This is a genomic window from Streptacidiphilus sp. ASG 303, from assembly GCF_020991365.1.
Taxonomy (GTDB): Bacteria; Actinomycetota; Actinomycetes; order Streptomycetales; family Streptomycetaceae; genus Peterkaempfera.
Map to the genome: position 1 here is coordinate 66912 of NZ_JAJLRA010000013.1, position 25626 is coordinate 92537.

At 76.6% G+C, this 25626-nt stretch carries 20 protein-coding genes; 10 read left to right on the plus strand and 10 right to left on the minus strand.

Annotated features, from left to right (window positions below; genetic code table 11):
- Positions 1-31: 31 nt before the first annotated feature.
- Positions 32-1771 (minus strand): FAD-binding oxidoreductase, encoded by a 1740-nt coding sequence (locus LO771_RS17905; protein ID WP_230653590.1) that lies wholly within the window; start codon positions 1769-1771, stop codon positions 32-34.
- A 497-nt stretch (positions 1772-2268) separates the two neighbouring features.
- Between LO771_RS17905 and LO771_RS17910 the strand changes: the two genes are divergently transcribed.
- Positions 2269-3222 carry an NADP-dependent oxidoreductase gene (locus LO771_RS17910; protein ID WP_230653593.1) on the plus strand — a complete coding sequence of 318 codons (954 nt, stop codon included), beginning with the start codon at positions 2269-2271 and terminating at the stop codon, positions 3220-3222.
- Positions 3223-3572: 350 nt separating this feature from the next.
- On the opposite strand, the gene LO771_RS17915 is transcribed toward LO771_RS17910, so the two are convergent.
- Positions 3573-3992: a MarR family winged helix-turn-helix transcriptional regulator gene (locus tag LO771_RS17915; RefSeq protein ID WP_230653596.1), complete on the minus strand. Its 420-nt coding sequence runs from the start codon at positions 3990-3992 to the stop codon at positions 3573-3575.
- Positions 3993-4053: 61 nt separating this feature from the next.
- Between LO771_RS17915 and LO771_RS17920 the strand changes: the two genes are divergently transcribed.
- Positions 4054-4848 (plus strand): alpha/beta fold hydrolase, encoded by a 795-nt coding sequence (locus tag LO771_RS17920; RefSeq protein WP_230653599.1) that lies wholly within the window; start codon positions 4054-4056, stop codon positions 4846-4848.
- A 139-nt stretch (positions 4849-4987) separates the two neighbouring features.
- Here LO771_RS17920 and LO771_RS17925 read toward each other — a convergent pair whose 3' ends face one another.
- From LO771_RS17925 to LO771_RS17945, 5 genes are all read right to left on the minus strand, one after another.
- Positions 4988-5596, minus strand: a complete 609-nt coding sequence (locus tag LO771_RS17925; protein ID WP_230653601.1) for a TetR/AcrR family transcriptional regulator — start codon at positions 5594-5596, stop codon at positions 4988-4990.
- A 128-nt stretch (positions 5597-5724) separates the two neighbouring features.
- Positions 5725-7221 (minus strand): MFS transporter, encoded by a 1497-nt coding sequence (locus LO771_RS17930; protein ID WP_230653604.1) that lies wholly within the window; start codon positions 7219-7221, stop codon positions 5725-5727.
- Positions 7222-7580: 359 nt separating this feature from the next.
- Complete coding sequence (locus LO771_RS17935; RefSeq protein WP_230653606.1) at positions 7581-9116, minus strand: DEAD/DEAH box helicase; 1536 nt, start codon at positions 9114-9116, stop codon at positions 7581-7583.
- Between the two features lie 389 nt (positions 9117-9505).
- Positions 9506-9709 (minus strand): cold-shock protein, encoded by a 204-nt coding sequence (locus LO771_RS17940; protein WP_230653608.1) that lies wholly within the window; start codon positions 9707-9709, stop codon positions 9506-9508.
- Between the two features lie 347 nt (positions 9710-10056).
- A complete protein-coding gene (locus tag LO771_RS17945; protein WP_230653609.1) occupies positions 10057-11823 on the minus strand; it encodes a SpoIIE family protein phosphatase in 1767 nt (588 codons plus the stop codon).
- Between the two features lie 517 nt (positions 11824-12340).
- Here LO771_RS17945 and LO771_RS17950 point away from each other — a divergent pair.
- From LO771_RS17950 to LO771_RS17985, 8 genes are all read left to right on the plus strand, one after another.
- Entirely contained in the window at positions 12341-13282 is a 942-nt protein-coding gene (locus LO771_RS17950) for an ABC transporter ATP-binding protein (RefSeq protein WP_230653611.1), read from the plus strand.
- The gene (locus LO771_RS17955; protein WP_230653613.1) at positions 13279-14634 is read left to right on the plus strand and encodes an ABC transporter permease; all 1356 of its coding nucleotides are present in this window, start codon (positions 13279-13281) and stop codon (positions 14632-14634) included. Before LO771_RS17950 ends, LO771_RS17955 begins: the two co-directional genes overlap by 4 nt.
- 4 nt (positions 14635-14638) lie before the next feature.
- Positions 14639-17386, plus strand: a complete 2748-nt coding sequence (locus tag LO771_RS17960) for an alkaline phosphatase family protein (RefSeq protein WP_230653616.1) — start codon at positions 14639-14641, stop codon at positions 17384-17386.
- A gap of 203 nt (positions 17387-17589) precedes the next feature.
- Complete coding sequence (locus LO771_RS17965) at positions 17590-18000, plus strand: VOC family protein (RefSeq protein ID WP_230653618.1); 411 nt, start codon at positions 17590-17592, stop codon at positions 17998-18000.
- Between the two features lie 195 nt (positions 18001-18195).
- Entirely contained in the window at positions 18196-18675 is a 480-nt protein-coding gene (locus tag LO771_RS17970; protein ID WP_230653621.1) for a helix-turn-helix transcriptional regulator, read from the plus strand.
- A 190-nt stretch (positions 18676-18865) separates the two neighbouring features.
- Positions 18866-19354, plus strand: coding sequence for an iron chaperone (locus LO771_RS17975; RefSeq protein ID WP_230653622.1), 489 nt, complete (start codon positions 18866-18868; stop codon positions 19352-19354).
- Between the two features lie 353 nt (positions 19355-19707).
- Entirely contained in the window at positions 19708-19959 is a 252-nt protein-coding gene (locus LO771_RS17980; RefSeq protein ID WP_230653625.1) for a hypothetical protein, read from the plus strand.
- 491 nt (positions 19960-20450) lie between these two features.
- Positions 20451-22067 (plus strand): glutamate synthase subunit beta, encoded by a 1617-nt coding sequence (locus LO771_RS17985; RefSeq protein WP_230653626.1) that lies wholly within the window; start codon positions 20451-20453, stop codon positions 22065-22067.
- A 274-nt stretch (positions 22068-22341) separates the two neighbouring features.
- Here LO771_RS17985 and LO771_RS17990 read toward each other — a convergent pair whose 3' ends face one another.
- Genes LO771_RS17990 through LO771_RS18000 form a run of 3 tightly spaced genes read right to left on the minus strand, consistent with a single transcriptional unit; the run spans position 22342 to position 25587 of the window.
- Positions 22342-23736: an aspartate aminotransferase family protein gene (locus tag LO771_RS17990; RefSeq protein ID WP_230653628.1), complete on the minus strand. Its 1395-nt coding sequence runs from the start codon at positions 23734-23736 to the stop codon at positions 22342-22344.
- A complete protein-coding gene (locus LO771_RS17995) occupies positions 23736-25148 on the minus strand; it encodes a methylaspartate mutase (RefSeq protein ID WP_230653631.1) in 1413 nt (470 codons plus the stop codon). The genes LO771_RS17990 and LO771_RS17995 overlap by 1 nt, the downstream gene beginning before the upstream one ends.
- Positions 25141-25587, minus strand: a complete 447-nt coding sequence (locus tag LO771_RS18000; protein ID WP_230653632.1) for a cobalamin-dependent protein — start codon at positions 25585-25587, stop codon at positions 25141-25143. The genes LO771_RS17995 and LO771_RS18000 overlap by 8 nt, the downstream gene beginning before the upstream one ends.
- Positions 25588-25626 lie beyond the last annotated feature (39 nt).

The following is a 25626-nucleotide window of genomic DNA, read 5'->3' on the forward strand; positions in this document are numbered from 1 at the left end:
GCCCCTCCCCGTCGCCGGGGCGCTCCCCCGCTCAGCCGTTGGGCACGGCCTGGGGGAAGGTGAAGAGCCGCCCGGGGTCGTAGGCGGCCTTGACCCGCCGCAGCCGCGCCAGGTTGCCGCCGTAGTAGGCCTGCTGCCAGTCGGTCAGCTGCGGGTCGACGTAGTTCTGGTACGCCCGGCCGCTCGCGTACGGCCGCATGGAGCGCCACACCCCGTCCAGCCACGCCTGGTTGCGCGGCACCGAGGCGCCCTCCGGCCAGTTGGCGATGTACTGGGCGAGGAACAGCCCGTCGCGGTGCACGAACGCCGTGTCCTGCGGCCGCACCCGGTTGATCGCGCCGCCCAGCGCGTCCAGCGCCACCGCGCAGCTGCCCCCGGCGGGGACGGTGCGGGAGTACCGCTCCACCCCGGCCAGCAGGGCCCGGACCGCCGCGTCGGACAGGCCGCGGTTGTAGAAGTCGGAGCGCGCCCCGTAGGACTCCCGCACCACCCGTCCCTGCGGCCGCCGGCCGGGCAGGTCCCCCGGCAGGTGGTTCTGGGCGATGCTCCAGCCCAGGGTGCCCGCCATCGCCAGCATGGTGTCCAGGTACGGGCGGCTGCGCACCACCGCCGTGGCGGGCGCGGCGCCCACCGCGGCCTCCAGCCGGGACAGCTGGGCCTGCAGGCCCGAGGCGGACCCCAGGTGGACCACGGTCACCCCGACCCGCTGCGGGCCGGTGTGGTTCGCGGACAGGTGCAGGCTCGACCAGTACGGGTCGGGCGCGGCCGGGGCCCAGCGCTGCCAGCCCCGCAGGACGGCGGCGGCCTGCCGCCACGGCCAGTACAGGAAGGCGTAGGAGCAGGCCGGGGCGGGGTGGGTGCGGAAGTCCAGGCGGGTGACCACGCCGAAGTTGCCGCCGCCCCCGCCGCGCAGGGCCCAGAACAGGTCCGGGTCGTGCCGCGCGTCCACGGTGCGGATGCGGCCGTCCGCGGTGACGATCTGGGCCGCGGTGAGGTTGTCCGAGGTCAGCCCGTACGCCCGCCCGGTGACGCCCACGCCGCCGCCCAGCGCCAGCCCCGCCACGCCCACGGTCGGGCACGACCCGGCGGGCACCGTCACCCCGTGGGCGGCGAGCCCCGCGTACACGTCCACCAGGCGGGCGCCCGCGCCCACCGAGGCCGCGCCGCGCGAGGCGGAGACGGAGGCCATCCGGCCCGTGTCGACCAGCAGGCCGGTCGTGGTGGACCAGCCCGCGTAGGAGTGGCCGCCGCCGCGGACCGCCACCGGCAGCCGGTGGCGGCGGGCGAAGGCGAGGCAGGTGGCGACGTCCTGGGGGTTGGCCGGATAGGCGACGGCCGCGGGGTGCGCGGTGTCGTAGCGCGGCTGGAAGCTCTCCCGCGCCACGGGGTAGCGGCGGTCGCCCGGGCGGACCAGGTACCCGTCCAGGTCGCGGGAGAGCGCCGCCCAGTCGCCGGGGCCGGCCGCGGTCGGCGAGGCCGCGGCGTACCGGGTGGCCGGGCGCGCGGACGGCGCCACGGACCCGGTGGCGGGGAGCCCGTCGCCGGCCGGGGCGGCGGGGAGTCCGCCGCCTGCCGGGGCGGCGGCGGGGGCCCGTCCGGCGGCCGGGGAGCAGGCGGCCAGCCACAGGGCGGCCGCCGCTCCCGTCCCCGCCCGGAGCAGCGTGCGGCGGCCGGTCGTGGAGGGGGCCCCGGCCCCGTCCGGCCCGGCGGGCCCGGGGGCGGGGGTCCGCGACTCGGGGGTCTGCGGCTCGGGGGTCTGCGGCTCGGCCATCTCCGGTCACCTCTCGGCAGGCGCGCCGCGCACCGTTCCGTCCGGCGGACGGGGTGCGCTGCGCACATCGTGCGAGAAGGACGACGTCGCCGCATCCCGAACGGTTGTCGGAAAAGGGGAAAAGTGTCCGGAAGGGCGGAGAGAAACGGAGAATCGGGCAGGAAAGGGGCGCTCCGGGGCCGGAACCGCTGCGGGGGCCGAACGGTGGAACACCCCCGGGACCGCCGGCGGCGCACCGCGGACCGGCCGCCGCCCCGGGCCCTCCCGGGCGCGGGACACCGGCGGTCCCAGGGGAGACGGCGTCCCGCCGCGGTCGGCGGGCCGGGCCCGGCGGAACGTGGAATGCTGCGAGACGGGCACGGGCACGGCCCGCGCCGGACGCCGGCCGGCACCGCCGGCCCGCGGGACCCCGCCCGCACGGACGGCCCGCGCCGGCCCCACGGACGGCCCCGCACCCGCGGGCGCCGCCGCCCTGAGCGCACACACCGGGAGTGGACGTGTCGAACACCATGCACGCCGTGCGGGCGCACCGCCGCGGCGGACCCGAGCAGCTGGTCCACGAGGAGGCGCCGCGCCCGGAGCCGGGCCCGGGCGAGGTGCTGGTCGCCGTGCGGTCCGCCTCCATCACCTCGGGCGAGCTCACCTGGGACGCGAGCTGGACCGACAGCTTCGACGGGACGGGGCACGACCGCACCCCGGTCATCCCCTCGCACGAGTTCTCCGGCGTCGTGGCCGCCCTGGGCGGCGGCGTGACCTCCTGGGCCGAGGGCGACGAGGTGTACGGGCTGGTCCCGTTCACGCAGGACGGCGCGGCCGCCGAGTACGTGTGCCTGGCCGCGGACATCCTCGCCCCCAAGCCCGCCGCCGTGGACCACGACCGGGCGGCCGCCGCCCCCCTGGCCGGCCTCACCGCCTGGCAGGCGCTGGTGGACCACGCCGGACTGCGGGCGGGGCAGCACGTCCTGGTGCACGGCGGCGCCGGGGGCGTCGGCTCGTTCGTGGTGCAGATCGCCGCCGCCCTGGGCGCCGAGGTCACCGCCACGGCGGGCGCCGCGGACCTGGACTTCGTCCGGGGGCTGGGCGCCACGAGGGTCGTGGACTACGCGCACGGGCACTTCGAGGACCACGTCGGCGACGTGGACGTGGTCGTCGACCTGGCCGGCGGGGCCACGCTGGCGCGTTCGTGGGCCGTGCTGCGGCCGGGCGGGGTCCTGGTCGGCATCGCGGAGCCACCGGACCCGCAGGAGGCCGCGCGGCACGGCGTCCGGGGCGTCTTCTTCGTGGTGGAGCCCGACTCCGCGGGGCTGCGGTCCGTCGGCCGGCTCATCGACGAGGGGCGGCTCACCCCGGCCGTGGACCGGGTCCTGCCGCTCTCCGAGGCCCGCGCCGGCTACGAGGCCCTCGCCCGGGAGCACCGCCGGGGCAAGGTCGTGCTCCACGTGTCCGGCTAGGGCCTGTGCGACGTCGTGGTCGACGGTGCGGTCCCGTGCCTGCCGGGTGCGGGATCCGGCAGGACGTCGCGGGGGCGCGTGGGCGGCTCGCCGGCGGGCGGCGGACGTCCGTCGGGCCGCTCCTGCCGGTCGGCGCGTGCGGCCCGCTCCCCCGGAGGCTGCGGGATCAGTCCGGAGGAGTGAGCCGGCGGTTCCCCTCCGGTGCCCGGTGGAGGAAGGACCGGGCCGCCGACCGGAAGGAGCAGGACCGCCGGGGCACTCGCCGGCCCGCCGGTTCCGGGCTGCCCCGAGGCGGTCGCCCGACGGGTGGCGGGGGCGGGAGGCACGCACGAGGTGTGCCTGCGGCGGGTCTACGCGTCCCGTTCTGCGGTGAGGCGCCGGAGCAGGTCGAGCAGGGTTGCGCGGTCCGCGTCGGGCAGGGCCGAGAAGCAGGCGGCGAGCACCTCGTCGGCAACCGCGTGGCCGGCCGCCAGGAGCTGCTCGCCGGCGGGCGTGAGATGGTGCTCGATGCGTCGGCCGTGTCCCGGTCGGCGCTCGACGAGGGACTGGGCCGTGAGGCGGCCGGCGAGCGTTCCGAAGGCCTGCTCGGTCTGGAACGTCGCCGCGGCCAGCTCGCGGGCCGATGCCCCGGGTGAGCGGCTGATCGCGCGCAGCGCGTCCCACTGGGCCAGCGTCGTGCCGACGGCGGAGAGCGCGCTGTCGAGGGCCCGGTGCTGTCGGTACTGGGCGTGTTTGACCGCTCTGCCGAGTTCTTGCAGCTCACTGTGCACGGAGCCAGTCTACGCCACGACCAAGCTAGCTTATTTAAATATGTTTAGTTAAGCTGGGGACATGCCCACAGACGCATCAGCCACACACGCCGACCTGTCCCTCACGCTGGACGAGGCCGGAACCGGCAGGCCGGTCCTCATCCTGCACGGCGGCGGAGGCCGCGCCACGGTCGCCGGCATCGCCCGGCATCTCTCCCGCACCGCACACACCATCACGCCCGTGCACCCCGGCTGGGACGGCACCCACCGCCCCGCATGGCTCACCGGCATCGGCGACCTCGCCCTCGCCTACCTCCACCACCTGCACGAACGCGGACTGCGCGACGTTCTCGTCGTCGGCTCCTCGCTCGGCGGCTGGACGGCCGCCGAGATGGCCGTACGCGACAGCGCGGGAACGATCACCGGCCTCGTCCTGATCGACGCCGTCGGCGTGCAGGTCGAGACGGAGCCGATCACCGACGTCTTCGCCCTCGACGCCCGCGGCGTCGCGGAGCACTCCTGGCACGACCCGGACCGGTACCACCTCGACCCGGCCGACGTCCCGGTCGAGGAGCTCGCACGCAGGCGGGCCAACATGGCCACCATGCGCATCCTCGCCGGCGACCCCTACATGCACGACCCCGGACTGCTGAGCCGGCTCGGACAGGTCCGGGCGCCCGCCCTCCTGCTCTGGGGCGGGAGCGACCGCATCGTCACCCCCGCCTACGGCGCGGCGTACGCCGACGCCTTCGGCGACGGCCGACTCGAGGTCATCCCCGAGGCGGGCCACCTTCCGCAGATCGAACAGCCCGAAGCCACCTTCGCCCTGATCGAGGCCCACCTGCGCCGGACGGGCACCCCGTCCCCCCACCGGTGAGCGGCCGCCGGCGGCCGGTCGCCTCCCCACCGACCGGCCGCCGGCGGGGAATCGCAGCCGGCCGCCGTCACACCCTCGCACAGGCCCCAGCGCTCCGACCGCGAGGGCCCGCCCGCCCCGCACGGCCCGCGGCCGTGCGTCAGCCGGGGAGGAGCACGGCGGGCAGCACGACGGCGTCGAAGTAGGCCTGCAGCTGACCGGCGTCGCACTCCTCGCCCTGGAGCAGGGTGGCGGTCAGGACGGGGGCGACGACCAGCTGCGGGAAGTAGGGCAGGGCGGGGGCGGCGGGGTCCGCCTCGCCGCGGTCGACCGCGCGCCGGGCCATCGCAGCGAGGGCGGCCGCCTCGGTGTCGAAGAGGGTCTCCCTCAGGGTCCGCGCCAGCTCCTCGTCGGTGCGCATGGCGTGGCAGACCGCGCTCAGCAGGGCGCCGGACTCCACCGCGCGGTCGGTGACCCTCCTGGCCACCTCGTGGAGGTCGCCCCGGAGCGAGCCGGTGTCGACCGTGGAGATCTTCGCGGGCTCCGCGTGGCGCAGCGCTGCGACCACGAGCCGGCTCTTGCTGTGCCACCGGCGGTAGAGGGTGGCCTTGCTGACGTGGGCCCGGACGGACACGGTGTCCATGGTGAGCCCCTCGTAGCCGACGTCCCTGAGGACCTGCAGGACGGCGTCGTAGAGGTCGTGCTCGCGCTCCTTGGGCAGGCGCGAGTAGCGGTCCCCCGGGGCGGCGGGGGGCGTGGAGCTGGTCATGGCGGTGATCCTTATCACACGTGGCGGCGGTGAGTCCGGCACGTCTCCGGGCCGGCGCCCTGGCGGGCGCCGGCCCGGAGGGGGTGTCCGGCCGGGCCGTGCGGGCCCGGCCGGACACCGTCGGGCGGTCACATGTGCACGACGGGCCCCTGCGTGCGGGCGGCCTCGGGCACGCCGCGGCGGTACAGCACGGCCGCGATGAGGGCGCCGACGGCGAACAGGCCCGCCGCCCACCAGAACGCGGCCGAGTAGCTCTCGATGCCCGCCTGGGCGAGCACCTGCGGGGAGGGGCGCTTCCCCTCCAGGTAGGACTCCGCCGCCCGGGCGGCGATGGTGGACAGCAGCGCCGTCCCGATCGAGCCGCCGACCTGCTGCACCACGTTGACGCTGGCGGAGGCGGCGCCGGCGTCGGCCGGGTCGACGCCGGCGGTGCCGAGGCTCATCGCGGACGAGAAGAGCACGCCCATGCCGAGGCCCATGAGGAACAGCGGGGGCAGGATGTCGCTCGCGTAGTGGCTGTCCATGTCGAGCCGGGTGAGCATCGCCAGCGCGACGGCGGCGAGGGCCATGCCGGCCGGGACGAGGATCTTCGGCGAGACGCGCGGGCCGAGGAGCGCGTTGCCGCCGACCGCCGTGATCATGATGCCGGCGACCATCGGCAGGAACGCCTCACCGGTCTTCACCGGGTTGTAGGCGAGGTTCTGCTGGAGGTAGTAGGTCAGGAAGAGGAAGACCGCGAACATCGCGGCCCCCGCGACGAGCAGCGAGAGGAACGAGGCGGCCCGGTCGCGGTCGAGCAGGATGCGCATGGGCAGCAGCGGGTGGGCGGCGCGCGTCTGCCACCAGGCGAACGCGGCCAGCAGGACGACGCCGGCGGCGAGGAAGCCCCAGGTGCCCGGGTGCCCCCAGTCCTTGGTCTCGGCGTTGGCGAAGCCGTACACGACGGAGAACAGCCCGGCCGTGACCAGCAGGGCGCCCGCCACGTCCAGGGCGGGGCGCTCGTCGGCGCGGTCGTTGCCCTTGAGCAGCGCGAGCGCGCCGGCCAGGACGGGGACGGCGATCGCGACGTTCACGAAGAGGCACCAGCGCCAGTCCAGGTGCTGCGTCAGGAGGCCGCCCAGCAGCAGGCCGACCGCGGCTCCCATGCCGGCGACGGCGCCGTAGATGCCGAACGCCTTGGCGCGCTCCCGGGGCTCCGTGAAGGTGAGGTTGAGCAGCGACAGGCACGCCGGCGCCACCAGCGCGCCGAAGACGCCCTGCAGGGCGCGGGCGGTGACGAGGACCTCGAAGTTCCCGGCGGCTCCGCCCAGGGCGGAGGCGGCGGCGAACCCGACGAGTCCCACCGTGAACGTGAGGCGGTAGCCGAAGAAGTCACCGATGCGGCCGCCGATCAGCAGGAGGCTGCCGAACGCGAGGGAGTAGGCGGTGACGATCCACTGCCTGCTGTCGTTGCTGAAGCCGAGGTCCTGCTGGGCCGAGGGCAGCGCGATGTTCACGATGGTGGCGTCGAGCACCACCATCAGCTGCGCGAGGGCGATCATGCCCAGGACGAGCCACCGGTGCCGGGATCCGCCGCGGCCCTGGGCCGAGACGGCCGTGGCGCCTGTGGCGGTGGACGTTGACATGCGGGTTTCCCTTCGAAAGGGGTCGTGCGGTCCGGCGGTCTGCCGTCACCGCGCACACGGGTGCCGCCGTGGCAGCGGCGGATGCCGCAGCGGCCGGGGCCCGGAGCCGGGCTCCCGGCCGGCACCGCTGCGCACGTGCGGAAACACTTTGTGAACGAAACTGTTTCGTTCACATGGGACGCTACCCCCTCGCCCGATCGAAACGCAAACGTTCACCTCGTCCGGCGACGCACCGGGACGGGCCGGAGGGGCGAGGGGCCGGAGGGGCGAGGGGCCGGACGACACCGGACGGACCGGAGGACGCCGGAGGGGTGGCGGTCCCGGCTTCGGGACCGCCACCCCTCCGGGGCTGCGGGTTCTCAGGCGGCGAGGGACGAGCGGCGGGCTCCCGGGGAGCGGCGCCCGCCGTTGCCGTTGCCGTTGCCGTTGCTGCTTCCGTTGCTGCCGTTGCTGCCGCCGCGTCCGCCGTTGCCGCGTCCGCCGCGGCGCCCGCCGGAGCCGGCCGGGCGGCGGGTCGCGCTCGGGGCCGGGGCGGGCTCGGCGACGGTGACCGGGACGCCGCTGGGGGTGCGGGCCCCGGTGATGCGGGCGAGTTCGGCGTCGCCGGGCCGGACGCGCGCGGTGCGCGCGGTGACGCCGGCGTCGGCCATCAGCCGGGTCGTCCCGCGGCGCTGGTGCGGCAGGACGAGGGTGACCACGGTGCCGGACTCGCCCGCGCGGGCGGTGCGGCCGCCGCGGTGCAGGTAGTCCTTGTGGTCGGCCGGCGGGTCCACGTTGACGACCAGGTCCAGGCCGTCGATGTGGATGCCGCGCGCCGCGACGTCGGTGGCGACCAGGGCGGTGACGCGGCCCTCGCGGAACTGCGTCAGGGTCCGGGTGCGCTGCGGCTGGGACTTGCCGCCGTGCAGGGCCGCGGCGCGCACGCCGCTGGCGAGCAGGTGGCGCACCATGCGGTCGGCGGCGCGCTTGGTGTCCAGGAACATGATCACGCGCCCGTCGCGGGCCGCGATGCGGGTGGCGACGTCGCCCTTCTCCGCGTCCTCGACGTGCAGCAGGTGGTGCTCCATCGTGCTGACCACACCGGCCGTGGGGTCGACCGAGTGGGTGACCGGGTCGGTGAGGTAGGTGCGCACCAGGCGGTCGACGTTGCGGTCGAGGGTGGCGGAGAACAGCATCCGCTGCCCGTCGGGCCGCACCTGGTCCAGCAGCGCGGTGACCTGCGGCATGAAGCCCATGTCGGTCATCTGGTCGGCCTCGTCCAGGACGGTGGTGCGGACCTGGTCCAGCCGGCAGTCGCCGCGGTCGATGAGGTCCTTGAGCCGTCCCGGCGTGGCGACGACGACCTCCGCCCCGCGGCCCAGGGCCTGCGCCTGCCGGCCGATCGACATGCCGCCGACGACGGTGGTCAGCCGCAGCCGCACCGCGTGGGCGTACGGGGTGAGGGCGTCGGTGACCTGCTGGGCCAGCTCGCGCGTCGGCACGAGGACCAGGGCGAGGGGGCGCCGGGCGTCGGCGCGCCGCCCTGCGGTGCGCGCGAGCATCGCGAGCCCGAAGGCGAGGGTCTTGCCGGAGCCGGTGCGGCCGCGCCCCAGCACGTCGCGGCCGGCCAGGGCGTCGGGCAGGGTCGCCGCCTGGATGGGGAAGGGCGTGGTCACACCCTGGCGGGTGAGGGCGGCCAGCAGGGGCGCGGGCATCTCGAGGTCGCTGAAGGCGTCCACCGGCGGCAGGGGCGGCGTGGTGGACACCGGCACCGCGAAGTCGCCCTGCGGGGCGGGGGCCCGGCGGCGCTCGGGGGCCCGGCCGGAGGCGGGGCGGGGAGCGGAGCCGGAGCCCGGGCCGCCGGCGCGGTTCCGGCGGAAGCGGTCGGGCGATCGGGGGGTGCGGTCGCGATTCATGCGGAGTTCTCCTCGATGACCGCGCGTGTCGAGGAGGAATCCACGGAATGCGGCACGCGGAACTCGGCAGGAACGGCCGTGAATGGGGCGAAGCGTGGACGGTTGGAGCCGTACGGAATGCTTCTCGTGCAGAGGACGGCGGCGGCGCTGTGCGGCCGCCGCGGTGTGCGGCGCGGACGCGCGGGGCCCCGGCGGGGTCACCGGTGTGCGGCGGGCCGCGGGCCCGGCGCCGGCCTCCCGGCGCCGGGAGCGGCGCGGGGCCGGGCTGCGCCCGGGAGGGCGGCGGCGGCGGACGCCGGCCGGCCGGTCCCCCGGGCACGGTGCGCGGGCCCGCACCGGAGTGCGGGCCCGCGACGGGTGCGTGGCCTGCGCCACGCGTCATCCCTGGTTCAGAGGATGGTGATGTTCTCGGCCTGCGGGCCCTTCTGGCCCTGCGTCACGTCGAACTCCACCTTCTGGCCCTCCTGCAGCTCACGGAAGCCCTGGGCGTTGATGTTGGAGTAGTGGGCGAAGACGTCGGCGCCGCCGCCGTCCTGCTCGATGAAGCCGAAGCCCTTTTCGCCGTTGAACCACTTGACGGTACCGGTGGCCATGTTCTCTCCTTCGGGGCAGTGCCGCAGGGCCGCACCGTGCGGTCCCGCGCGTCGCCGTGATGATCGCCCCGCCGAGAAAGAACCTCGGAAAACAAAAGTGCGCCTGGGTGGTCACAACCAGCAGGCGCACACACAAGTTCATGGGAACCACAACTGCAACTGGGACCACGGTAGCACGCCGCTGAGTCGGCCGGAGGATTTCCCGCGGCGTTCCCCGAGGTCCCCGGCGCGCGGGCGGGCACCCGGCCCGTGGGCCGCAGGGATCCGCCCGCCGGCGCGCCGTACCGGGCGGCCCGGCGGCCGACAGCGCCGGGATCGGGCGCGGGATCGGGCGCGGCGGTCGCCCGTCATCCCCCGGCGGGCACGCGCACGGCGATGACGGTGACGTCGTCGTCGGCGGTGCCCAGGGAGTCCATCAGGGCGGTGCACAGCTCGCCGAGGGGCAGGCCGGCCAGCACGGCGGCCTCCCGCCGCAGGCGCTCCAGGCCGGTGTCCAGGGGCCGCAGGCGCGACTCGACCAGGCCGTCGGTGTAGAGGAGCAGTGTGGCGCCCGGCGGCAGGGGGACGACGGCCGTGAGGCGCGGGATGTCCGGGAGGATCCCGAGCAGCGCCCCGTGCCCCTCGGCCAGCAGGGCGGTGCGGCCGTCGGGGCGGACGAGCAGGGGCGGCGGGTGGCCCGCGCTGGACCAGTCGAACCGCCAGGCGCCGGCGGCCTCACGGTGCAGGTGGCCGTAGACCGCGGTGGCCGAGTCGGCCGCGTCCAGGTGGCTCATGACCGTGTCCAGGCGGTGCAGGGTGCTTCCGGGGGGTTCGGGGCGGTCCACGGCCAGGGCGCGCAGCATGTTGCGGAGCGCGCCCATGCGGGTGGCGGCCTGCAGGTCGTGGCCGGCGACGTCGCCGACGGCCAGGGCCAGGGGTCCGCCGGGCAGCGGGAAGGCGTCGTACCAGTCCCCGCCGATCTCCGCGCTGCGCCCTGCGGGCCGGTAGCGGGCGGCCAGCTCCAGCCCCTCGACGGGCGGCAGGTCGGTGAGCATGCTGCGCTGGAGCGTCGCGGCGATGTCGGCCTGCTCCGCGTACAGGCGCGCGTTCTCCAGGGTGAGCGCGGCCCGCAGGCCCACCTCCTCGGCCAGTTCCACCTCCGCCGGGGTGAAGGCACGGCCGGAACCGGTGCGGGCCAGCGTCATCGCCCCGTAGGTGTGCTCGCGCAACCGCAGGGGCACGACCAGGGCGACCGCCGCACCGAGACCGGGCTGCTCCTGCCACCGGACGGGGGGCGAGGGGACCGGGGGCGCCGGAGGCGCCGGGGGGCCGCCGCCCGGTCCGGCCGCGCCCGGGGCGGACTGCTGCGTGCCGGATCCGAGCAGCACCCGGCCCAGCGGCTCGGAGGAGGGGACCCGGAACTGCTGCGGTGCGCCGCTGGCGGACACCGGCCCGGCGGCTCCGGAACGGTCCGCGCAGGCGGCCCTCCGGACCAGGCCGGGTTCGGCCACCAGGTCGAGCGCCGCCCGGTCGGCCAGACGCGGCACCAGCAGCCGCGCCAGCCGCCCCAGCCTCTCCTCCGTGTCCGCCGCCGACACCAGTTCCATGGTCACCTCGGCCAACCAGGCCAGCGCGGCGTTCACGTCCTCGGCGCGCTGCAGTGCCCGCTCCCCGCTCGCGAGCAGCGCCTCGTGCCGCGCCCGCTCGTCCCGCCGGGCGGTGACGTCCTGGAAGGCCACCACCGCGCCGCCGTCCGGGGACGCCGGGGACAGCGGGGTGCAGGTCCACATGACCTCCAGCGGCGCGCCGTCCGCGCGCAGGAACACGTCCTCGTCGCACCTGGCGGCCCGTCCCTCGCGCAGGGCGTCCCGCAGGCGGCACGCGGTCCCGGCCGGGCGGTCCCCCGGCCGGCGGCCCGTCCCCGCCACGTCCTGGAGGTCCCGGCCGGCCAGTCCCCCGGGCGGACGGCCCAGCAGGCGCTCGGCGGCCGGGTTGCCCAGGAGGACCGCGCCGCCCGCGTCCACCAGGCACACGCCGAGGCCGAGGGCGGCGAAGACCTCCCGGAACACGTCCGCCCCCGCCGCCGGCCCGGGGCACGGCGGGGGGCTGTACGGGACACCCGCGGGAAGCTTCACCCCTCCAGTCTCCTCTCCGACGGCCCGGACGGCGTGCGCGACCGGGTCCGGCCCCCGCCCCCGCCCCCGCCCCCGCCCCCGGGAGAGGACCGCGGTGAGGACCGCGACGGCGGCGCCGACCGGGACGGGGTCCATGAGGGCGGCCTCGAGGGCGACGACCGGGGCGCGCGCTGGGCGAGGAGCAGCAGGACCCCGGCGACGGTGGCGACGGCCGCGACGGCCGCGACGACGGGCGGCAGGCGCCGGGCGAGGCGGCGGTCCGGGTCCGCCTGACCGGCCGGGGCCCCGCCGACGCGGAGGGTCCGGCCGGGGTGTCCGGCGGCCGCCGCGGACAGGACCGTGCCGCTCAGGCCGTCGACGAGCCGCGCCGTGGCGGGGCCGGTGTCGGCGGCGGCGTCGGCGGCGGCGCTGCCGCTGCCGTGACGGTCGTCTCCCGTTCCACGAGCGTTCAACCCGCCACCCCCGCCTGCGTCGTGTGCCCTCCCTACGTTCCTTGGTGGTTCGAAAGGAGGGACTGATGGAGACGCTCCCCGCAGTCCGGGCCCGTGGGATCACCAAGCGCTTCGGCGACGTCGTCGCCCTCGACGGCGTCGACCTGGACGTGGCCCCAGGCCGGATCCACGGACTGGTCGGACCGAACGGCGCCGGCAAGACGACACTGCTCGGCCTCCTGCTGGGCCTGGCCGCCCCCGACGGCGGCCGCCTGGAGGTCCTGGGGACGCCGGTCGGGCGGGCGCCCGCCGCTCCCGACGGTGTCGCCGGCTTCGTGGACGGGCCCGGCCTCTACCCCTCGCTCACCGCCCGGCAGAACCTCGCCGCGCTGGCCGCCCTCCGCGGCCCCGACGCCCGGACGGCGGGGATCGACGACGTGCTCGGCCAGGTCGGGCTCACCGATGTCGCCGACGACCGCGCCCGCGGCTTCTCCCTGGGCATGCGTCAGCGGCTCGGACTCGCCGCCGCCCTGCTCACCCGGCCCCGGCTGCTCGTGCTCGACGAGCCCTCCAACGGCCTCGACCCGGCCGGCGCGAGGCACGTCCACGGCGTCCTCACCCGCCTCGCGGCGGACGGGACCGCCGTCGTGCTCTCCAGCCACCGGATGGACGACCTGGAGGCCCTGTGCGCCGAGGTCACCGTCGTCGCCACCGGACGGGTGGTCTTCTCCGGCCCTCCGGAGAAGCTGGCCGCCGAGAACCGTGAACTCGACTACCGGCTGCTCACCTCCGACCCGCGGACCGCCCACCGGCTGGCGGCCGGCACCGCCGGGGTGCGGGTCGTCGACGACGCCGGGCCGCGGCGCGGCGCCGGGGCGCTCGTCGTGCGCGCGCCGGTGCCCGCCCTCGACGCACTGGTGGCGCGGCTCGTGCACGCGGGTGTCGCGGTGCGGGGGCTCGCACCCGTGGTACCGCCGCTCGAGGCCGCGTTCCTCGCCCTCACCGGGCAGCAGGAGGCCGGCCGGTGACCGCGGCCGCCGCCGACGTCCGCACCGCCGGCGGACGCCGCGTCCCGGTGGTGCGCGTCTACCGCTTCGAGCTGGTCAAGCTGGTCTCGCAGTGGCGGATCCGCCTGCTGCTCCTCGCCTGCTGGACCGTGCCGGGGCTCTTCGTCGCCGCGGTGGGCCGGCAGGGCCCGCTCCCCGTCGACACCCTCTTCGGCCGCTGGATGCACGCCACGGGATGGGCCGGGCCGCTGGTGGTGCTCGGCTTCGCGGGCACCTGGGTGCTCCCGCTGCTGGCCTCCGTGGTCGCCGGCGACGTGTTCGCCTCCGAGGACCGGCTCGGCACCTGGCGCCACCTGCTCGTGGCGGTCCGGTCGCCCCGGCGGGTCTTCGCCGGGAAGGCACTGGCCGGCCTCACCGTCGTCCTGCTGCTCGTGGCCGGCCTGGCCTGCTCCGGTACGGCCGGCGGGATCGCGTCGGCCGGCGACCGCCCGCTGGTCGGCCTCGACGGCCACCTGCTGGCCCCGGCGGACGCCGCCTGGGCGGTCCTCCTCGCCTGGGTCTCCGTCCTGGCCCCGACCCTGGCCCTCGCCGCGGTCGGGCTGCTCGGGTCGGTCGCGCTGGGACGGTCCCCGACGGGGCTGCTGCTGCCCGCGCTCGTCGCGCTCGCGATGCAGCTCGCCCAGATGCTGCCGCTGCCCGCCGCCGTGCGCCTCGCCCTGCCCGGCTACGCCTTCACCGCCTGGAACGGCCTGTTCACCAGCCCGGTGCAGGCCGGCCCGATCCTGGTGTCCACCGCGGTCGGCCTGGGGTGGGCCGTGGCCGCGACCGCGTCGGCCCACCTGCTCTTCCTGCGGCGCGACTTCACCGGCCCGGCCCACGACGGCACCGGGCTCCGCGCGGCCGCCGTCGGGCTCCTGCCGGCGGCCGGACTGGCCGCGCTCACGGTCGCGGCCGTCACCGCGGCGGTCCCGTCCCCGGGCTCCGGGATCGGGCGGGACGAGGTGGAGCGGTCGGTCGCCACGGCGTTCGCCCACCTCTACCGCCTGCAGACCGGGCAGCTCAACCGCCCCGACGTCACCGAGGCGCAGCTGCGGACCACGGCGGCGTGCACCAGGGGCGTCGGCCGGGCCGCGGCCCGGGGGCCGGGCAACGACTGGCGCTGCGTCGTCACCTGGCACCTCCCCGGCGCCGAGGCCGCGGGGACGGCCGTCTACCAGCTCGACGTCACCTCGGACGGGCGGTTCGTCGCTGACGGCGACGGACCGAAGGAGGTGAACGGCTACTTCCTGGTGCGGACCCCGGCCGGGGACGCGCCGAACCCGCTCTGGCAGTTCGACGGCACCGTCGGACTGCTCCGCCTCTCGAAGGGATGACCCCATGCAGGTAACCCGCAACCGCCGGCCGGTCCGGGCCGGGTCGCGCGGCGGACGCGCCGGCCGCCGGACCACCCTCACGGCGGCCGCCACCGCGGTGGTCCTCGCCGCCACCGCCGGCGTCGGCTACGCCCGGACGCACCGGTTCGGCACCGACCAGGTCGGCCAGGTCACCCGCGACGGGCGGGTCGTCTCCAGCGACCAGTACATCGCCCCGTACGGCGACCGGCTCGTCATCGACAACGGCAAGATCATGTCGTCCTCGGTCAGCCCGGACGGCACCCACCTCGCGGCCTCGCTCGCCGACGGCGGGAGTGCGCTGGCCGTCGTCGACGTGAGGACCCGGCGGGTGCAGCAGGTCGTCGGCGCCGCCGCGTCGTCGCAGCCCCGCCTCGGCAGCAACGCCGTGGGCCAGGAGGGCCCCGTGTACTCGCCCGACGGCAGGCAGCTGTGGCTGGGCCAGACCGACGGGTACACCAGGTTCACGGTCGGCCCGGACGGCACGGTCTCCGACCCGAGGCCCGTCACCATTCCGGCGGACGGCTCCAGGCGCGCGCTCGTCGGCCGGGCGGTGTTCTCGCCCGACGGCTCCACCGTGTACGCCGCGGTCAACGGCCAGAACCGGGTGGTCGCCATCGACGCGGCGACCGGGGCCGTCCGGCGGAGCTGGCCCGTGGGCAACGCGCCCCGCGGCATGGCCCTCGTCGGCGACCGGCTCTACGTCGGCAACGAGGGCGGCCGTCCGGCGAGGCCCGGTGACACGACCATCGACTCGTACGGCACCCAGGTGCCGGCCGACCCCCGGACCGGCGCCGCCACCACCGGCACGGTCAGCGTCATCGACCTGGCGCACCCGGACGCGGCCCCCACGGGCATCGACGTCGGCCTGCACCCCACCGCCCTGTACGCCAAGGGCGGGGCCCTGTTCGTCACCGACACGGCCTCCGACGACGTGTCGGTCATCGACACCGGCAAGGGCAGGGTCGTGCAGACCATCGACACCCGGCCGTGGCCGGAGGCGTCGGTGGGCTACGAGCCCACCGCCGTGGCGCTCACGGACGACGGCCGCCTCCTGGTGACGCTCGGCCGAGCCGACGCGGTCGCCGTCTACCGGTACAAGGGCCCGCAGGAGCCGGTGGGCTACGTCGGCCTGCTCCCGACGGACTACTTCCCCGCGGAGGTCACGACCGTCGGCGACCGGGTGCTGGTCTCCAACACCCGCGGCATCGACGCCCGCCGCCCGAACAACCCCGCCGGGCACGGCACCCACGACACCACGTCGAGCGTGCAGTGGTTCACGCTGCCGGACGACCGCGGCATCAGGTCCCTGACGGCGAAGGTCTTCCGGCAGAACGGCTGGACCGCCGGCTCCGTGGAGCTCGCCGGGCACGGGGGCGGCGCCAGGCCGGTACCGGTGCCGAAGCGGCTCGGGGACCCGTCGACGATCAGGCACGTCTTCCTGGTCGTCAAGGAGAACCGGACCTACGACCAGGTCTTCGGCGACATGCCGCAGGGCGACGGCGACCCGTCGCTGACGCAGTTCGGCGAGAACGTGACGCCGAACCAGCACGCGCTGGCGCGGCAGTTCGGGCTGTACGACAACACGTACGACGTCGGCACGAACTCCGCCGAGGGGCACAACTGGCTGATGCAGGCCGACGACCCGGAGTACACCGAGTCCTCGGCCGGCGCGTACCAGCGCAGCTACGACACCGAGAACGACGCCCTCGGACACCAGCGGTCCGGCTTCCTCTGGACCGGCGCGCAGGCGGCCGGGAGGAGCGTGCGGGACTTCGGCGAGTTCCAGTCGTTCGAGAGCAAGCCGGCGGGGGCGTCCTGGCAGAACCTGTACTGCGACGCCAAGGACATGGCGGCCACCGGCCGGCCCTCCGCGTACCCCATCCGGACGGGCTCGGCGATCCCGTCGCTCAACGCGGTCTCGGCGCCCGGCTTCCCCATGTTCGACCTCGACGTCCCGGACGTCTACAAGTACGAGGTCTGGAAGCAGGACTTCGAGAAGAACGGTCCGGCGGACCTGAACATGTTCTGGCTCTCCAACGACCACACCGGCGGCCCGGCGAGCGCGGCGGCCCAGGTGGCGGACAACGACCTCGCGGTCGGCCGGCTGGTCGACGAGATCTCGCACAGCCCGTACTGGAAGGACTCGGCGGTCTTCGTCGTCGAGGACGACTCCCAGGCGGGCCTCGACCACGTCGACGGCCACCGCGCCCCGGTCCAGATCATCAGCCCCTGGGCCCGGCACGGCGCCGTCGACAGCCACTACTACTCGCAGATCACGATCATCCGCACCATCGAGCAGATCCTCGGGATCCACCCGATGAACCAGAAGGACAGCGCGGCCAGCCCGATGGAGGGGGCGTTCACCCGGCAGCCGGACGGCACGCCGTTCACCGCGCTGCCCAACCGGATCCCGCTGACCGACGGCCTCAGGACCCAGCCGGCCTGCGGCCCGGACACCGCGGCGCCGCAGAACCGCCGTGCGGCGGCCGCCCCGTCGGCGAGCGTGCCGGCGGACAGGCGGCAGGTCGCGGCGGAGTGGGACCGGTGGAAGTCGCACCAGCGGCTGACCGGGCCGAACGCCGTCCCCGACTTCGCGAACCCCGCGCAGATGGACCACTTCACGTGGTACCAGACGCACGGGTGGAGGAAGCCGTACCCCGGCGAGGACAGGATCTTCGCACCGGCGGACGTGCCGGGCGCCTTCATCCCGTCGCCGGAGTCCGACGGCTGACGTCCGCGCCGACGTCCGCGGGAGCGCCGCGGACCGACCGCACCCAGGGGCCCCCGGCCGGCGTCACCGCCGGCCGGGGGCCCCGCCCCTTGCCCGCCCGGGTCCCGGGCGGGCAAGGGGCGGGGAGCCGGCCGGGGAGGGCGGGCCGGACCGGTCAGGAACGGAGAAGCGCGGACCACCGTGCCGCGCCTACCGTGATGGCCATGGACATCACCATTCACACGAGCGTCCTCCCGCACGAGGACCCGGACGCCTCCCTGGCCTTCTACCGCGACACCCTCGGCTTCGAGGTCCGCAGCGACGTCGGGCAGGGCAGGATGCGCTGGATCACGGTCGGCCCCGCCGGCCAGCCCGACACGTCCATCCTGCTGGCCCCGCCGGCCGCCGACCCCGGGGTCACCGAGGACGAGCGCCGCACCATCCGCGAGATGATGGCCAAGGGCACCTACGGCTGGATCCTGCTGGCCACCCGGGACCTCGACGGCACCTTCGAGAAGCTGCAGGCCGGCGACGCCGAGGTCGTCCAGGAGCCGACCGAGCAGCCGTACGGCATCCGCGACTGCGCCTTCCGCGACCCGGCGGGCAACCTGGTCCGCCTCCAGGAGCTCCGCTGAGCCGTCCGGTGACCGGGCGCCGGGCCGGGCCGACCCTGCCGGTCACGCCGGTCGCGCCGGCGGCGGAAGCGCCCCCGGCGGCCGCCCCCGCCCCGCCCCCACCGGCGGGCGTCCCATCCCCACCCGCGGGCACCCCGCCGCCCACCCCACCGGGCGGCCCGGGGCCCGCGGACACCGACGCAAGGGAGTTCCCGCATGTGCCATCCCGCATGGGGGCGCGCACGCGCCGAGGCGATGCTCCTGGCAGACCTGGCACGGCTGCGCCGCGTCCGCGACCGGATCACCCGGGAGTACGCGCGGCCGCTGGACGTCGAGGCGCTCGCCCGCGACGCGGGCATGCCGCCCGGGCAGCTCGGGCGCCGGTTCCGGCTCGCCTACGGCGCGTCGCCGTACGCCTGGCTGACGGCGCGTCGCATCGAGCGTGCGGCGGCGCTGCTGCGCCGCGGCGACCTCGGCGTCGCCGAGGTCCGCTCGCTGGTCGGCTACCGGTCGCCGGGCGTCTTCGGCACCCGCTTCACCGAGCTGGTGGGCACGCCGCCCGGCGCGTACCGGCGCGGGGCGGCGGCCCCGGCGGCCGCCGCCGCAGCGGCGGGTGTGCCGCCGCACGTGGCGGAACGGGCGGCCGGACCGGCAGGATGCCGGGAGGCGCCGGCCGCCGAACCGCAGCCGGCGTGACCGCGGCCGGCCGGTGCGCAGGCGGCGGGTGTGCGCCGCCACCGCGCCCGCCCGGACGGCAGGCCGGTCACGGAGCGGCCCGCCGCCGGGACGGACCCCGGCAGGGGGCGGCCCCGGCCGGGCGCTTCGAGCACGTCACGCACATCGAGCACGTCGAGCATGTCGAGCACGTCACGAGAGGAGACCTGCGATGGGAAGCACGCGGACGTCCGCCGGTGGCACCGGCGCGGCCGGGAAGAAGGCCGACGGGACCTACGACGGGTTCACGGAGGAGGAACGGGCCGCGATGAAGGAGCGCGCCGGCGAGCTGAAGGCGTCGGCGCGGCGCGGCTCGCGCGCGGCCAAGCCGGACGGGGAGAGCGAGGTGCGCGCGAAGATCGCCGAGATGCCGGAGGCGGACCGCGTGCTCGCCGAGCGCATCCACGCCGTCGTCAGGTCCAGCGCGCCGGACCTCACGCCGAGGCTCTGGTACGGCATGCCCGCGTACGCCAGGGACGGCAAGGTCGTCTGCTTCTTCCAGAGCGCGCAGAAGTTCAAGACGCGGTACGCCACGCTCGGCTTCAGCGACCAGGCGAAGCTCGACGACGGCACCATGTGGCCGGCCGCCTACGCCCTGGCCGGGCTGAGCGCCGACGACGAGGAGCGGATCGCCGCACTCATCAAGCGGGCGGTGGGCTGAGGCCGGTGCGACGTGCGGGCGGCCGGACCCGGACGGGTCCGGCCGCCCGCACGTCGGGCGCCGCCGGGCCCTCTCCCGAAGGTGCCGCGGCCCCGGCGTCCGCGGCGCCCGCCGGGGTCGGCGCCCGCCCTCTCCCCGCCCGCACGCGCACGCGCGGGACCCCCGGCGAGCGGGACGCCGGGGCTCCCCGTCGCGGTGTCGCGGCGGCTCTCCCGCACCGGAGGCGGAAAGCGCGCCGGAATGTGCTTGCCCGGCGCCCCGCGAGCACATAACGTCCCATCTCGTCGGACGATTCGTCCAGGAAGACCGGACATCGGACGCCCTCCCCCTTCCCCGCCCGCAAGGAGACGACCGTGACGGACACCGGCGAGCTCCCGGCGCGGACCGCCGGACCGCCGCCCCGCCGCGCGGCCCCGGACCGGTTCGGCGTCGGCCTCGGCCTCGGCCTGGATCTCGGCCTCGGTCTCGGGCTCCTGGAGCTCACCGCCGCCCCGCAGCACCCGGCCGGCACCGCCGCCGGCAGCACCTCCCCCGCCGCGGACGGCCTCTCCGGCGACGCCGCCGGCAGGGCCGGCCCCGGCCGGTGGACCGACCCCCTGCAGTGACCCCCGGACCGCCGGGTGCCCGCGTTCCCCCCCGACCGCGGGCGCCCGGTGCAACGCCTCCCGGATCCCTCCGCCCGGCCCGGACCTCTCGGGGTCCACCGCCCCGCCGCGGGCGGCGGACACACCCGGCCCGCTCGGCAGCGGATCCGGGAGGCACGCCCTCACAGGGCCTCCCCCTTCCTCCGCCCCTCCCGCCCCCGCGCCGGGCGGCGCGTCCGGGCGGGGAGGCGCCGGCCCGCCCGCCGGCGCCCGAACCGTTCCGCGCGGGAGCGCGCGCCCCCCTCCGGACACCGTACCGTCGCGCACCCGCGCTGCCGCACCGCCCCGGGGCAGGGGCGTCCGGGCAGGGGCGTCCGGGCAGGGGCGTCCCGGCCGTCGAATTTCCGGCATGACGGGCGTATCGTGACGGAACGACGTGGTGTGCCCCGCTCGCGGGCCCGGTCCGGCAGCGGCCGGACTCCCCCACTCCGCCCGCTCCCCCGGAGGCCGCCGTGGCCGACCCCAAGGGCTTCCTCAGCATCCCGCGCCGCCCGCTGCCGCGCCGCCCGGTCCGGGAGCGGGTCGCCGACTGGAACGAGGTCCACACCGGCCAGGAGCTGCTGCCGGTGGTGGCGGCGCAGGCCGACCGCTGCATGGACTGCGGCATCCCCTTCTGCCACAGCGGCTGTCCGCTCGGGAACCTGATCCCGGAATGGAACGAGCTGGCCGCCCGGGGCGACTGGCGGGCCGCGGGCGAGCGGCTGCACGCGACCGACAACTTCCCGGAGTTCACCGGCCGGCTCTGCCCCGCGCCGTGCGAGTCCGCCTGCGTGCTGGGGATCAACGCCGACCCGGTGACGATCAGGGACGTGGAGGTGGCCGTCGCCGACCACGCCTGGGCGGGCGGGGCGCTCCCCGCCCGCCCGCCGGAGCGGCTCTCGGGCCGGACCGTCGCGGTGGTCGGCTCCGGCCCGGCGGGCCTGGCCGCGGCCCAGCAGCTGACCCGCGCGGGGCACACCGTCACCGTCTACGAGCGGGCCGACCGCGTCGGCGGGCTGCTGCGGTACGGCATCCCCGAGTTCAAGATGGAGAAGCGCCACCTGGACCGGCGGATCCGGCAGATGCGGGAGGAGGGCACCCGCTTCCGGACCGGGGTGCGGGTGGGGGCCGACCTGGACGCCGCCGACCTGCTGCGGCGCAGCGACGCGGTGGTGGTCGCCGTCGGAGCCACCGACCCCCGCGAGCTCCCGGTGCCCGGCCGGGGGCTGGCCGGGGTTCACCAGGCGATGGAGTACCTGCCGCTGGCCAACCGGGTGTGCGAGGGCGACTTCGCGGTGCCGCCGGTCACGGCCGAGGGCAGGGACGTGGTGATCGTCGGCGGGGGCGACACCGGCGCGGACTGCCTGGGGACGGTCCTGCGGCAGCGCGCGGCCTCCGTGGTGCAGCTGGACATCAACCCGCGGCCGGGCGGGGACCGGGCGGAGGACGAGCCGTGGCCGGTGTACCCGCGGGTGTACCGGGTCTCCCCCGCGCACGAGGAGGCACGGGCGCTGGCCCTGCCGCACGGCACCGGGCCGCAGGGCCCGGGACCGGGCTGGGCGGGCCCCTGCGGCGGGGCGGACCCGGGCGGTCCCGGGCACCGCGGCGGGGCGGCCTCCGGCGGGGAGCCGTCGGGCGCGGACCTGCCGCCGCCCGGGGCGGTGGGCGACGTGCGCGTCTTCTCCGCGTCGACCCTGCGGTTCGAGGGGGACGCCGTCGGCCGGGTCCGGGCGCTCCACCTGGCCGAGGCGGAGCCCGGCAGCAGGCGCCCGCGGCCCGGCACGGAGCGGGCGGTCCCGGTGCAGCTGGTCCTGCTGGCGCTCGGCTTCCGCGGACCGGAGCGGGACGGGGGCCTGGTGGAGCAGCTGGGCCTGCGGTTCGACGCACGCGGCACCCTGGCCCGGGACGCCGGCTTCGGCGCGGGCACCGAGGGGGTGTTCGTGGCGGGCGACGCGGGCCGGGGGCAGTCCCTGGTGGTCTGGGCGATCGCGGAGGGGCGGTCGGCGGCGGCGGCCGTGGACCGCTACCTGACGGGCGGCACGGACCTGCCGGCCCCGGTCCGTCCCGCCGACCGGCCGCTGGCGGTGTGACCGGCCCCCGCACCGGGCCGCCCGCCGGGACCGGTCGGATGCCGGGCGCGCAGGCGTATGGGCGTGCGGGCGTGCGGGGCGGAAGGTGGGACCGGCCGGGCCCGGCGTCCGCAGGCGAAGGCCCCGCCGGACCGCCGCGCCCCGCCGGGCCGGACGGCCCTCCGGAGGCGGCGGGCGCGTGCCCGGCCGGACCCCGCGCCCCGGAGGGGGGCGGCCGGGGTCCGTGCCGCGCGCCCCGGGGCACGGGACGTGCGGCACGGCTCCCGACGGTGCGTCAGACGGCGTACCGGTCGGCTGCCTCCAGCGCCTCGTCGAGGATCTCCAGCCCCTGCCGGGCCTCGTCGTCCGTGATGGTGCACGGCGGCACGAGGTGGATGCGGTTGTAGTTGTACACCGGCCACATGCCGCGCTCCTTGCAGGCGGCGACGACCTCGTCCACGGGCCGGGTCTCGGCGCCGCCCGCCGCGTAGGGGACGAGCATCTCCCGCGTCGCGCGGTCGCGCACCAGCTCGACCGCCCAGAAGACGCCGAGGCCGCGGACCTCGCCGACCGAGGGGTGGCGTCCGGCGATCTCGCGCAGGCCGGGGCCGATCACCTCCTCGCCGATCCGGGCGGCGTTCTCGACGACGCCCTCCTCCTTCATGGCGGTGATGGCGGCGACCGCGGCGGCGCAGGCGAGCGGGTGCCCGGAGTAGGTCAGGCCGCCCGGGTAGGGCACGTCGCGGAACGTCTCGTGGATCGCGTCGGAGATGAGCACGCCGCCGAGGGGCACGTAGCCGGAGTTGACGCCCTTCGCGAAGGTGATGAGGTCGGGGACGACCCCCCAGTGGTCGATCGCGAACCACTCCCCCGCCCGGCCGAAGCCCGACATCACCTCGTCGGCGATGAGGACGATGCCGTACCGGTCGCACAGGGCTCGGACGCCCGCCAGGTAGCCGGGCGGGGGCACGAGGACGCCCGCGGTCCCCACGATGCTCTCCAGCAGGACCGCCGCGACGGTGGACGGACCCTCGAAGGCGATCACCTGCTCCAGGTGGGCGAGGGCGCGCGCGGACTCCTCGGCCTCCGTGGCGGCGTGGAAGTGCGAGCGGTAGAGGTAGGGGCCGAAGAAGTGGGCCACGTTCCCCGAGGCGCTGCCGGACCGCTCGTTGGCCCAGCGCCGGGGGTCGCCGGTGAGGCTGATCGCGGTCGAGGTCCCGCCGTGGTACGAGCGGTAGGCCGACAGCACCTTGGGGCGGCCGGTGTGCATCCGGGCCATCCGGACGGCGTGCTCGTTGGCCTCGGCCCCGCCGTTGGTGAAGAACACGCGGTTCAGGTCGCCCGGGGCCAGCTCGGCGATCAGCCGCGCGGCCTCCCCGCGCCGGTCGTTGGCGAAGGTGGAGGCGACCATGCAGATGCGGTCGGCCTGCTCCTTGATCGCCGCGACCACCTTGGGGTGGGCGTGGCCGATGTTCAGGTTGATGAACTGGGACGAGAAGTCGAGGTAGCGCTTGCCGTCGTAGTCCCAGAAGTGGCGGCCGGAGGCCCCCGCGACCGGGAGGGGGGCGACCGAGCCCTGGGCGGCCCAGGAGTGGAAGAGGTGCGCGCGGTCGTCGGCGAGGACCCTCCTCCCCTCCTCGGGGTCGGGGGCGGGGACGGGCTGCTGCGGGGGCAGGTCTCGGGTCGTCATCAGTACCTCGGTGGGGTGTCGGAGTTCGCGCCGTACGGCGCCCGGAGGGGGAGCCGGCTCTCTTTGTCGAGGAAGTAGTGGATGTCCGCGGTGGCGGCGTCGATCAGCGACCGCGGCCGCGCCCCCTCCGGGTCGCGCAGCAGGGCGGCGTTGCGCCGGAGGACCGCGCGGGAGAAGGGCAGCGAGCCGCTGTCGGCGTAGCGGATGGCGCCGTCGCGGTCGCGGCGGGGCACCACCCGGGAGCGGGCGTGGACGCTGGCGCTGAACGGGATGTCCAGCCGGCCCTCGGCGAAGGCCGTCTCGACGGCGGCGAACAGGTCGCCGTCCGCCAGGACGGGGTCCACGAGCTCGGCGACCTCCCGCTCGATCCAGTGCTGCTCCTCGGCGACCCGCGACTCGTCGTACCGGACGAAGTCGAGCAGGTCCGAGGTGCCCAGGGCCGCGGTGCGGACGCCGGCGGCGTTCGCGGCCGCGTCGGGGATGCCGTACGCCTCCTGGACCGTCTTGCTGACCACCTTGGCCGCCCCGCCGAGCCGGGCCAGCAGGCCTCCCTGCAGGATCAGCAGGCCGGCGTACTCCGGGGTCCGCGGGAAGACCCCCATGAACTCGTGGAGGACCGGGAAGACCTCCACCGCGGGGTCCAGGTAGCGGGCGGCCAGCGAGCGCACGGCGCGCAGTGCGGCGATGTCCTGGTGGGGCTCGCCGCCCTGGGGGTAGGCGACGGACAGGCAGCGGACGCCCTCCCGGGCCGCGGCGACCGCCTCCAGCACGGCCACGGCCAGACTGGTCGAGGGCGGCACCAGGACCGCGGTGAGCGTGCCGAACAGCTCGCGGTCGACGACCACCCCGGACGCGGCGAGCGTCCCGCACAGCGCGTCGACCTGCTGCCAGGCGCGCAGCGAGTGGGCGAGCGGGACGTCCTTGGAGTACGGCAGGTTGTAGCCGATGCCGCCGCCCTCGTAGGAGGTGATGCCGGCGGCGAGGGCCACCGCGAACAGGTCGCGGCCGTCGGGCGAGCCGTGCCTGACCTCCAGCGGCACGGCGACCGCCTCGGTGAGCTCGCGCCCGCGCTGCCAGCCGTGCGTGACCAGGGGGTAGCCGTTGAGGTCGGCCGGGCGCCGGCGCAGCAGGGCCGAGGCGGTGTCGAACCGGAGCAGCCGGGTGTGGGAGTCGATGGTGACGGAGAGGATGCCCGGTCCGGCGGACTCCAGTTCGCGCAGCAGGCCGAGCATCTCCCCGTGGCCGCCGACGCCGCAGCGGGGCTGGACGACGGGCCGGGCGGCGGCGTCGGCGGCGCGCAGCACCTCGACGGCCGGCAGCGGCCGGGAGGCGAGGTAGGCCACGGTGTCGTCCCAGTCGGGCAGCGCGGCGGCGGTCCGCGCGGAGATCTCCAGGCCGTGCAGGTCAGCCATGCTGCGGCTCGGGCTCCCGGGCGGCGGCGTCCAGCATGTCGAGCAGCAGGACGAGGCCTCCGGCGTCGGGGAGGATGTGGTCCACCCCGAGGTCCCGCAGGCGCTGCAGGTCGGCGTCGGTCGTGCGGCTGCCGACGGACAGGTTGCCGCCCAGCACCACCGGGCGGCGGAGCCGGCCGGCGGCGCGGAGTTCGGGCAGGGCGCGCAGGTCCTGGTGGGCGTGGCCGTTGAGGCTGCCGATCAGGACGGCCTCGGCGCGGGGGTGGCGGTCGAGGGCGTCCGCGAAGTCCGCGAGCGGCGTGCACACGCCGAGGTTGACCACGGTGAAGCCGTGCTCGCGCAGCTGCATGGCGATCAGGTGGTTGGCGACGGCGTGCGCGTCGCTCTCGGCCACCCCCAGGATGACCAGGCGTTCGCTCCGCCCGTGAAGCGTGTCCATGGGCACTCTCTCCGTTGCGTGGGCTGCTGTCGGTGCGGT

What these genes read in the sequence shown, in the direction of transcription:
- LO771_RS17905 (WP_230653590.1), bottom strand. Translation starts at nt 1,771, where the DNA reads ATGGCCGAGCCGCAGACCCCCGAGCCGCAGACCCCCGAGTCGCGGACC.
- LO771_RS17920 (WP_230653599.1), top strand. Translation starts at nt 4,054, where the DNA reads ATGCCCACAGACGCATCAGCCACACACGCCGACCTGTCCCTCACGCTG.
- LO771_RS17925 (WP_230653601.1), bottom strand. Translation starts at nt 5,596, where the DNA reads ATGACCAGCTCCACGCCCCCCGCCGCCCCGGGGGACCGCTACTCGCGC.
- LO771_RS17930 (WP_230653604.1), bottom strand. Translation starts at nt 7,221, where the DNA reads ATGTCAACGTCCACCGCCACAGGCGCCACGGCCGTCTCGGCCCAGGGC.
- LO771_RS17935 (WP_230653606.1), bottom strand. Translation starts at nt 9,116, where the DNA reads ATGAATCGCGACCGCACCCCCCGATCGCCCGACCGCTTCCGCCGGAAC.
- LO771_RS17940 (WP_230653608.1), bottom strand. Translation starts at nt 9,709, where the DNA reads ATGGCCACCGGTACCGTCAAGTGGTTCAACGGCGAAAAGGGCTTCGGC.
- LO771_RS17950 (WP_230653611.1), top strand. Translation starts at nt 12,341, where the DNA reads ATGGAGACGCTCCCCGCAGTCCGGGCCCGTGGGATCACCAAGCGCTTC.
- LO771_RS17960 (WP_230653616.1), top strand. Translation starts at nt 14,639, where the DNA reads ATGCAGGTAACCCGCAACCGCCGGCCGGTCCGGGCCGGGTCGCGCGGC.
- LO771_RS17965 (WP_230653618.1), top strand. Translation starts at nt 17,590, where the DNA reads ATGGACATCACCATTCACACGAGCGTCCTCCCGCACGAGGACCCGGAC.
- LO771_RS17970 (WP_230653621.1), top strand. Translation starts at nt 18,196, where the DNA reads ATGTGCCATCCCGCATGGGGGCGCGCACGCGCCGAGGCGATGCTCCTG.
- LO771_RS17975 (WP_230653622.1), top strand. Translation starts at nt 18,866, where the DNA reads ATGGGAAGCACGCGGACGTCCGCCGGTGGCACCGGCGCGGCCGGGAAG.
- LO771_RS17990 (WP_230653628.1), bottom strand. Translation starts at nt 23,736, where the DNA reads ATGACGACCCGAGACCTGCCCCCGCAGCAGCCCGTCCCCGCCCCCGAC.
- LO771_RS17995 (WP_230653631.1), bottom strand. Translation starts at nt 25,148, where the DNA reads ATGGCTGACCTGCACGGCCTGGAGATCTCCGCGCGGACCGCCGCCGCG.
- LO771_RS18000 (WP_230653632.1), bottom strand. Translation starts at nt 25,587, where the DNA reads ATGGACACGCTTCACGGGCGGAGCGAACGCCTGGTCATCCTGGGGGTG.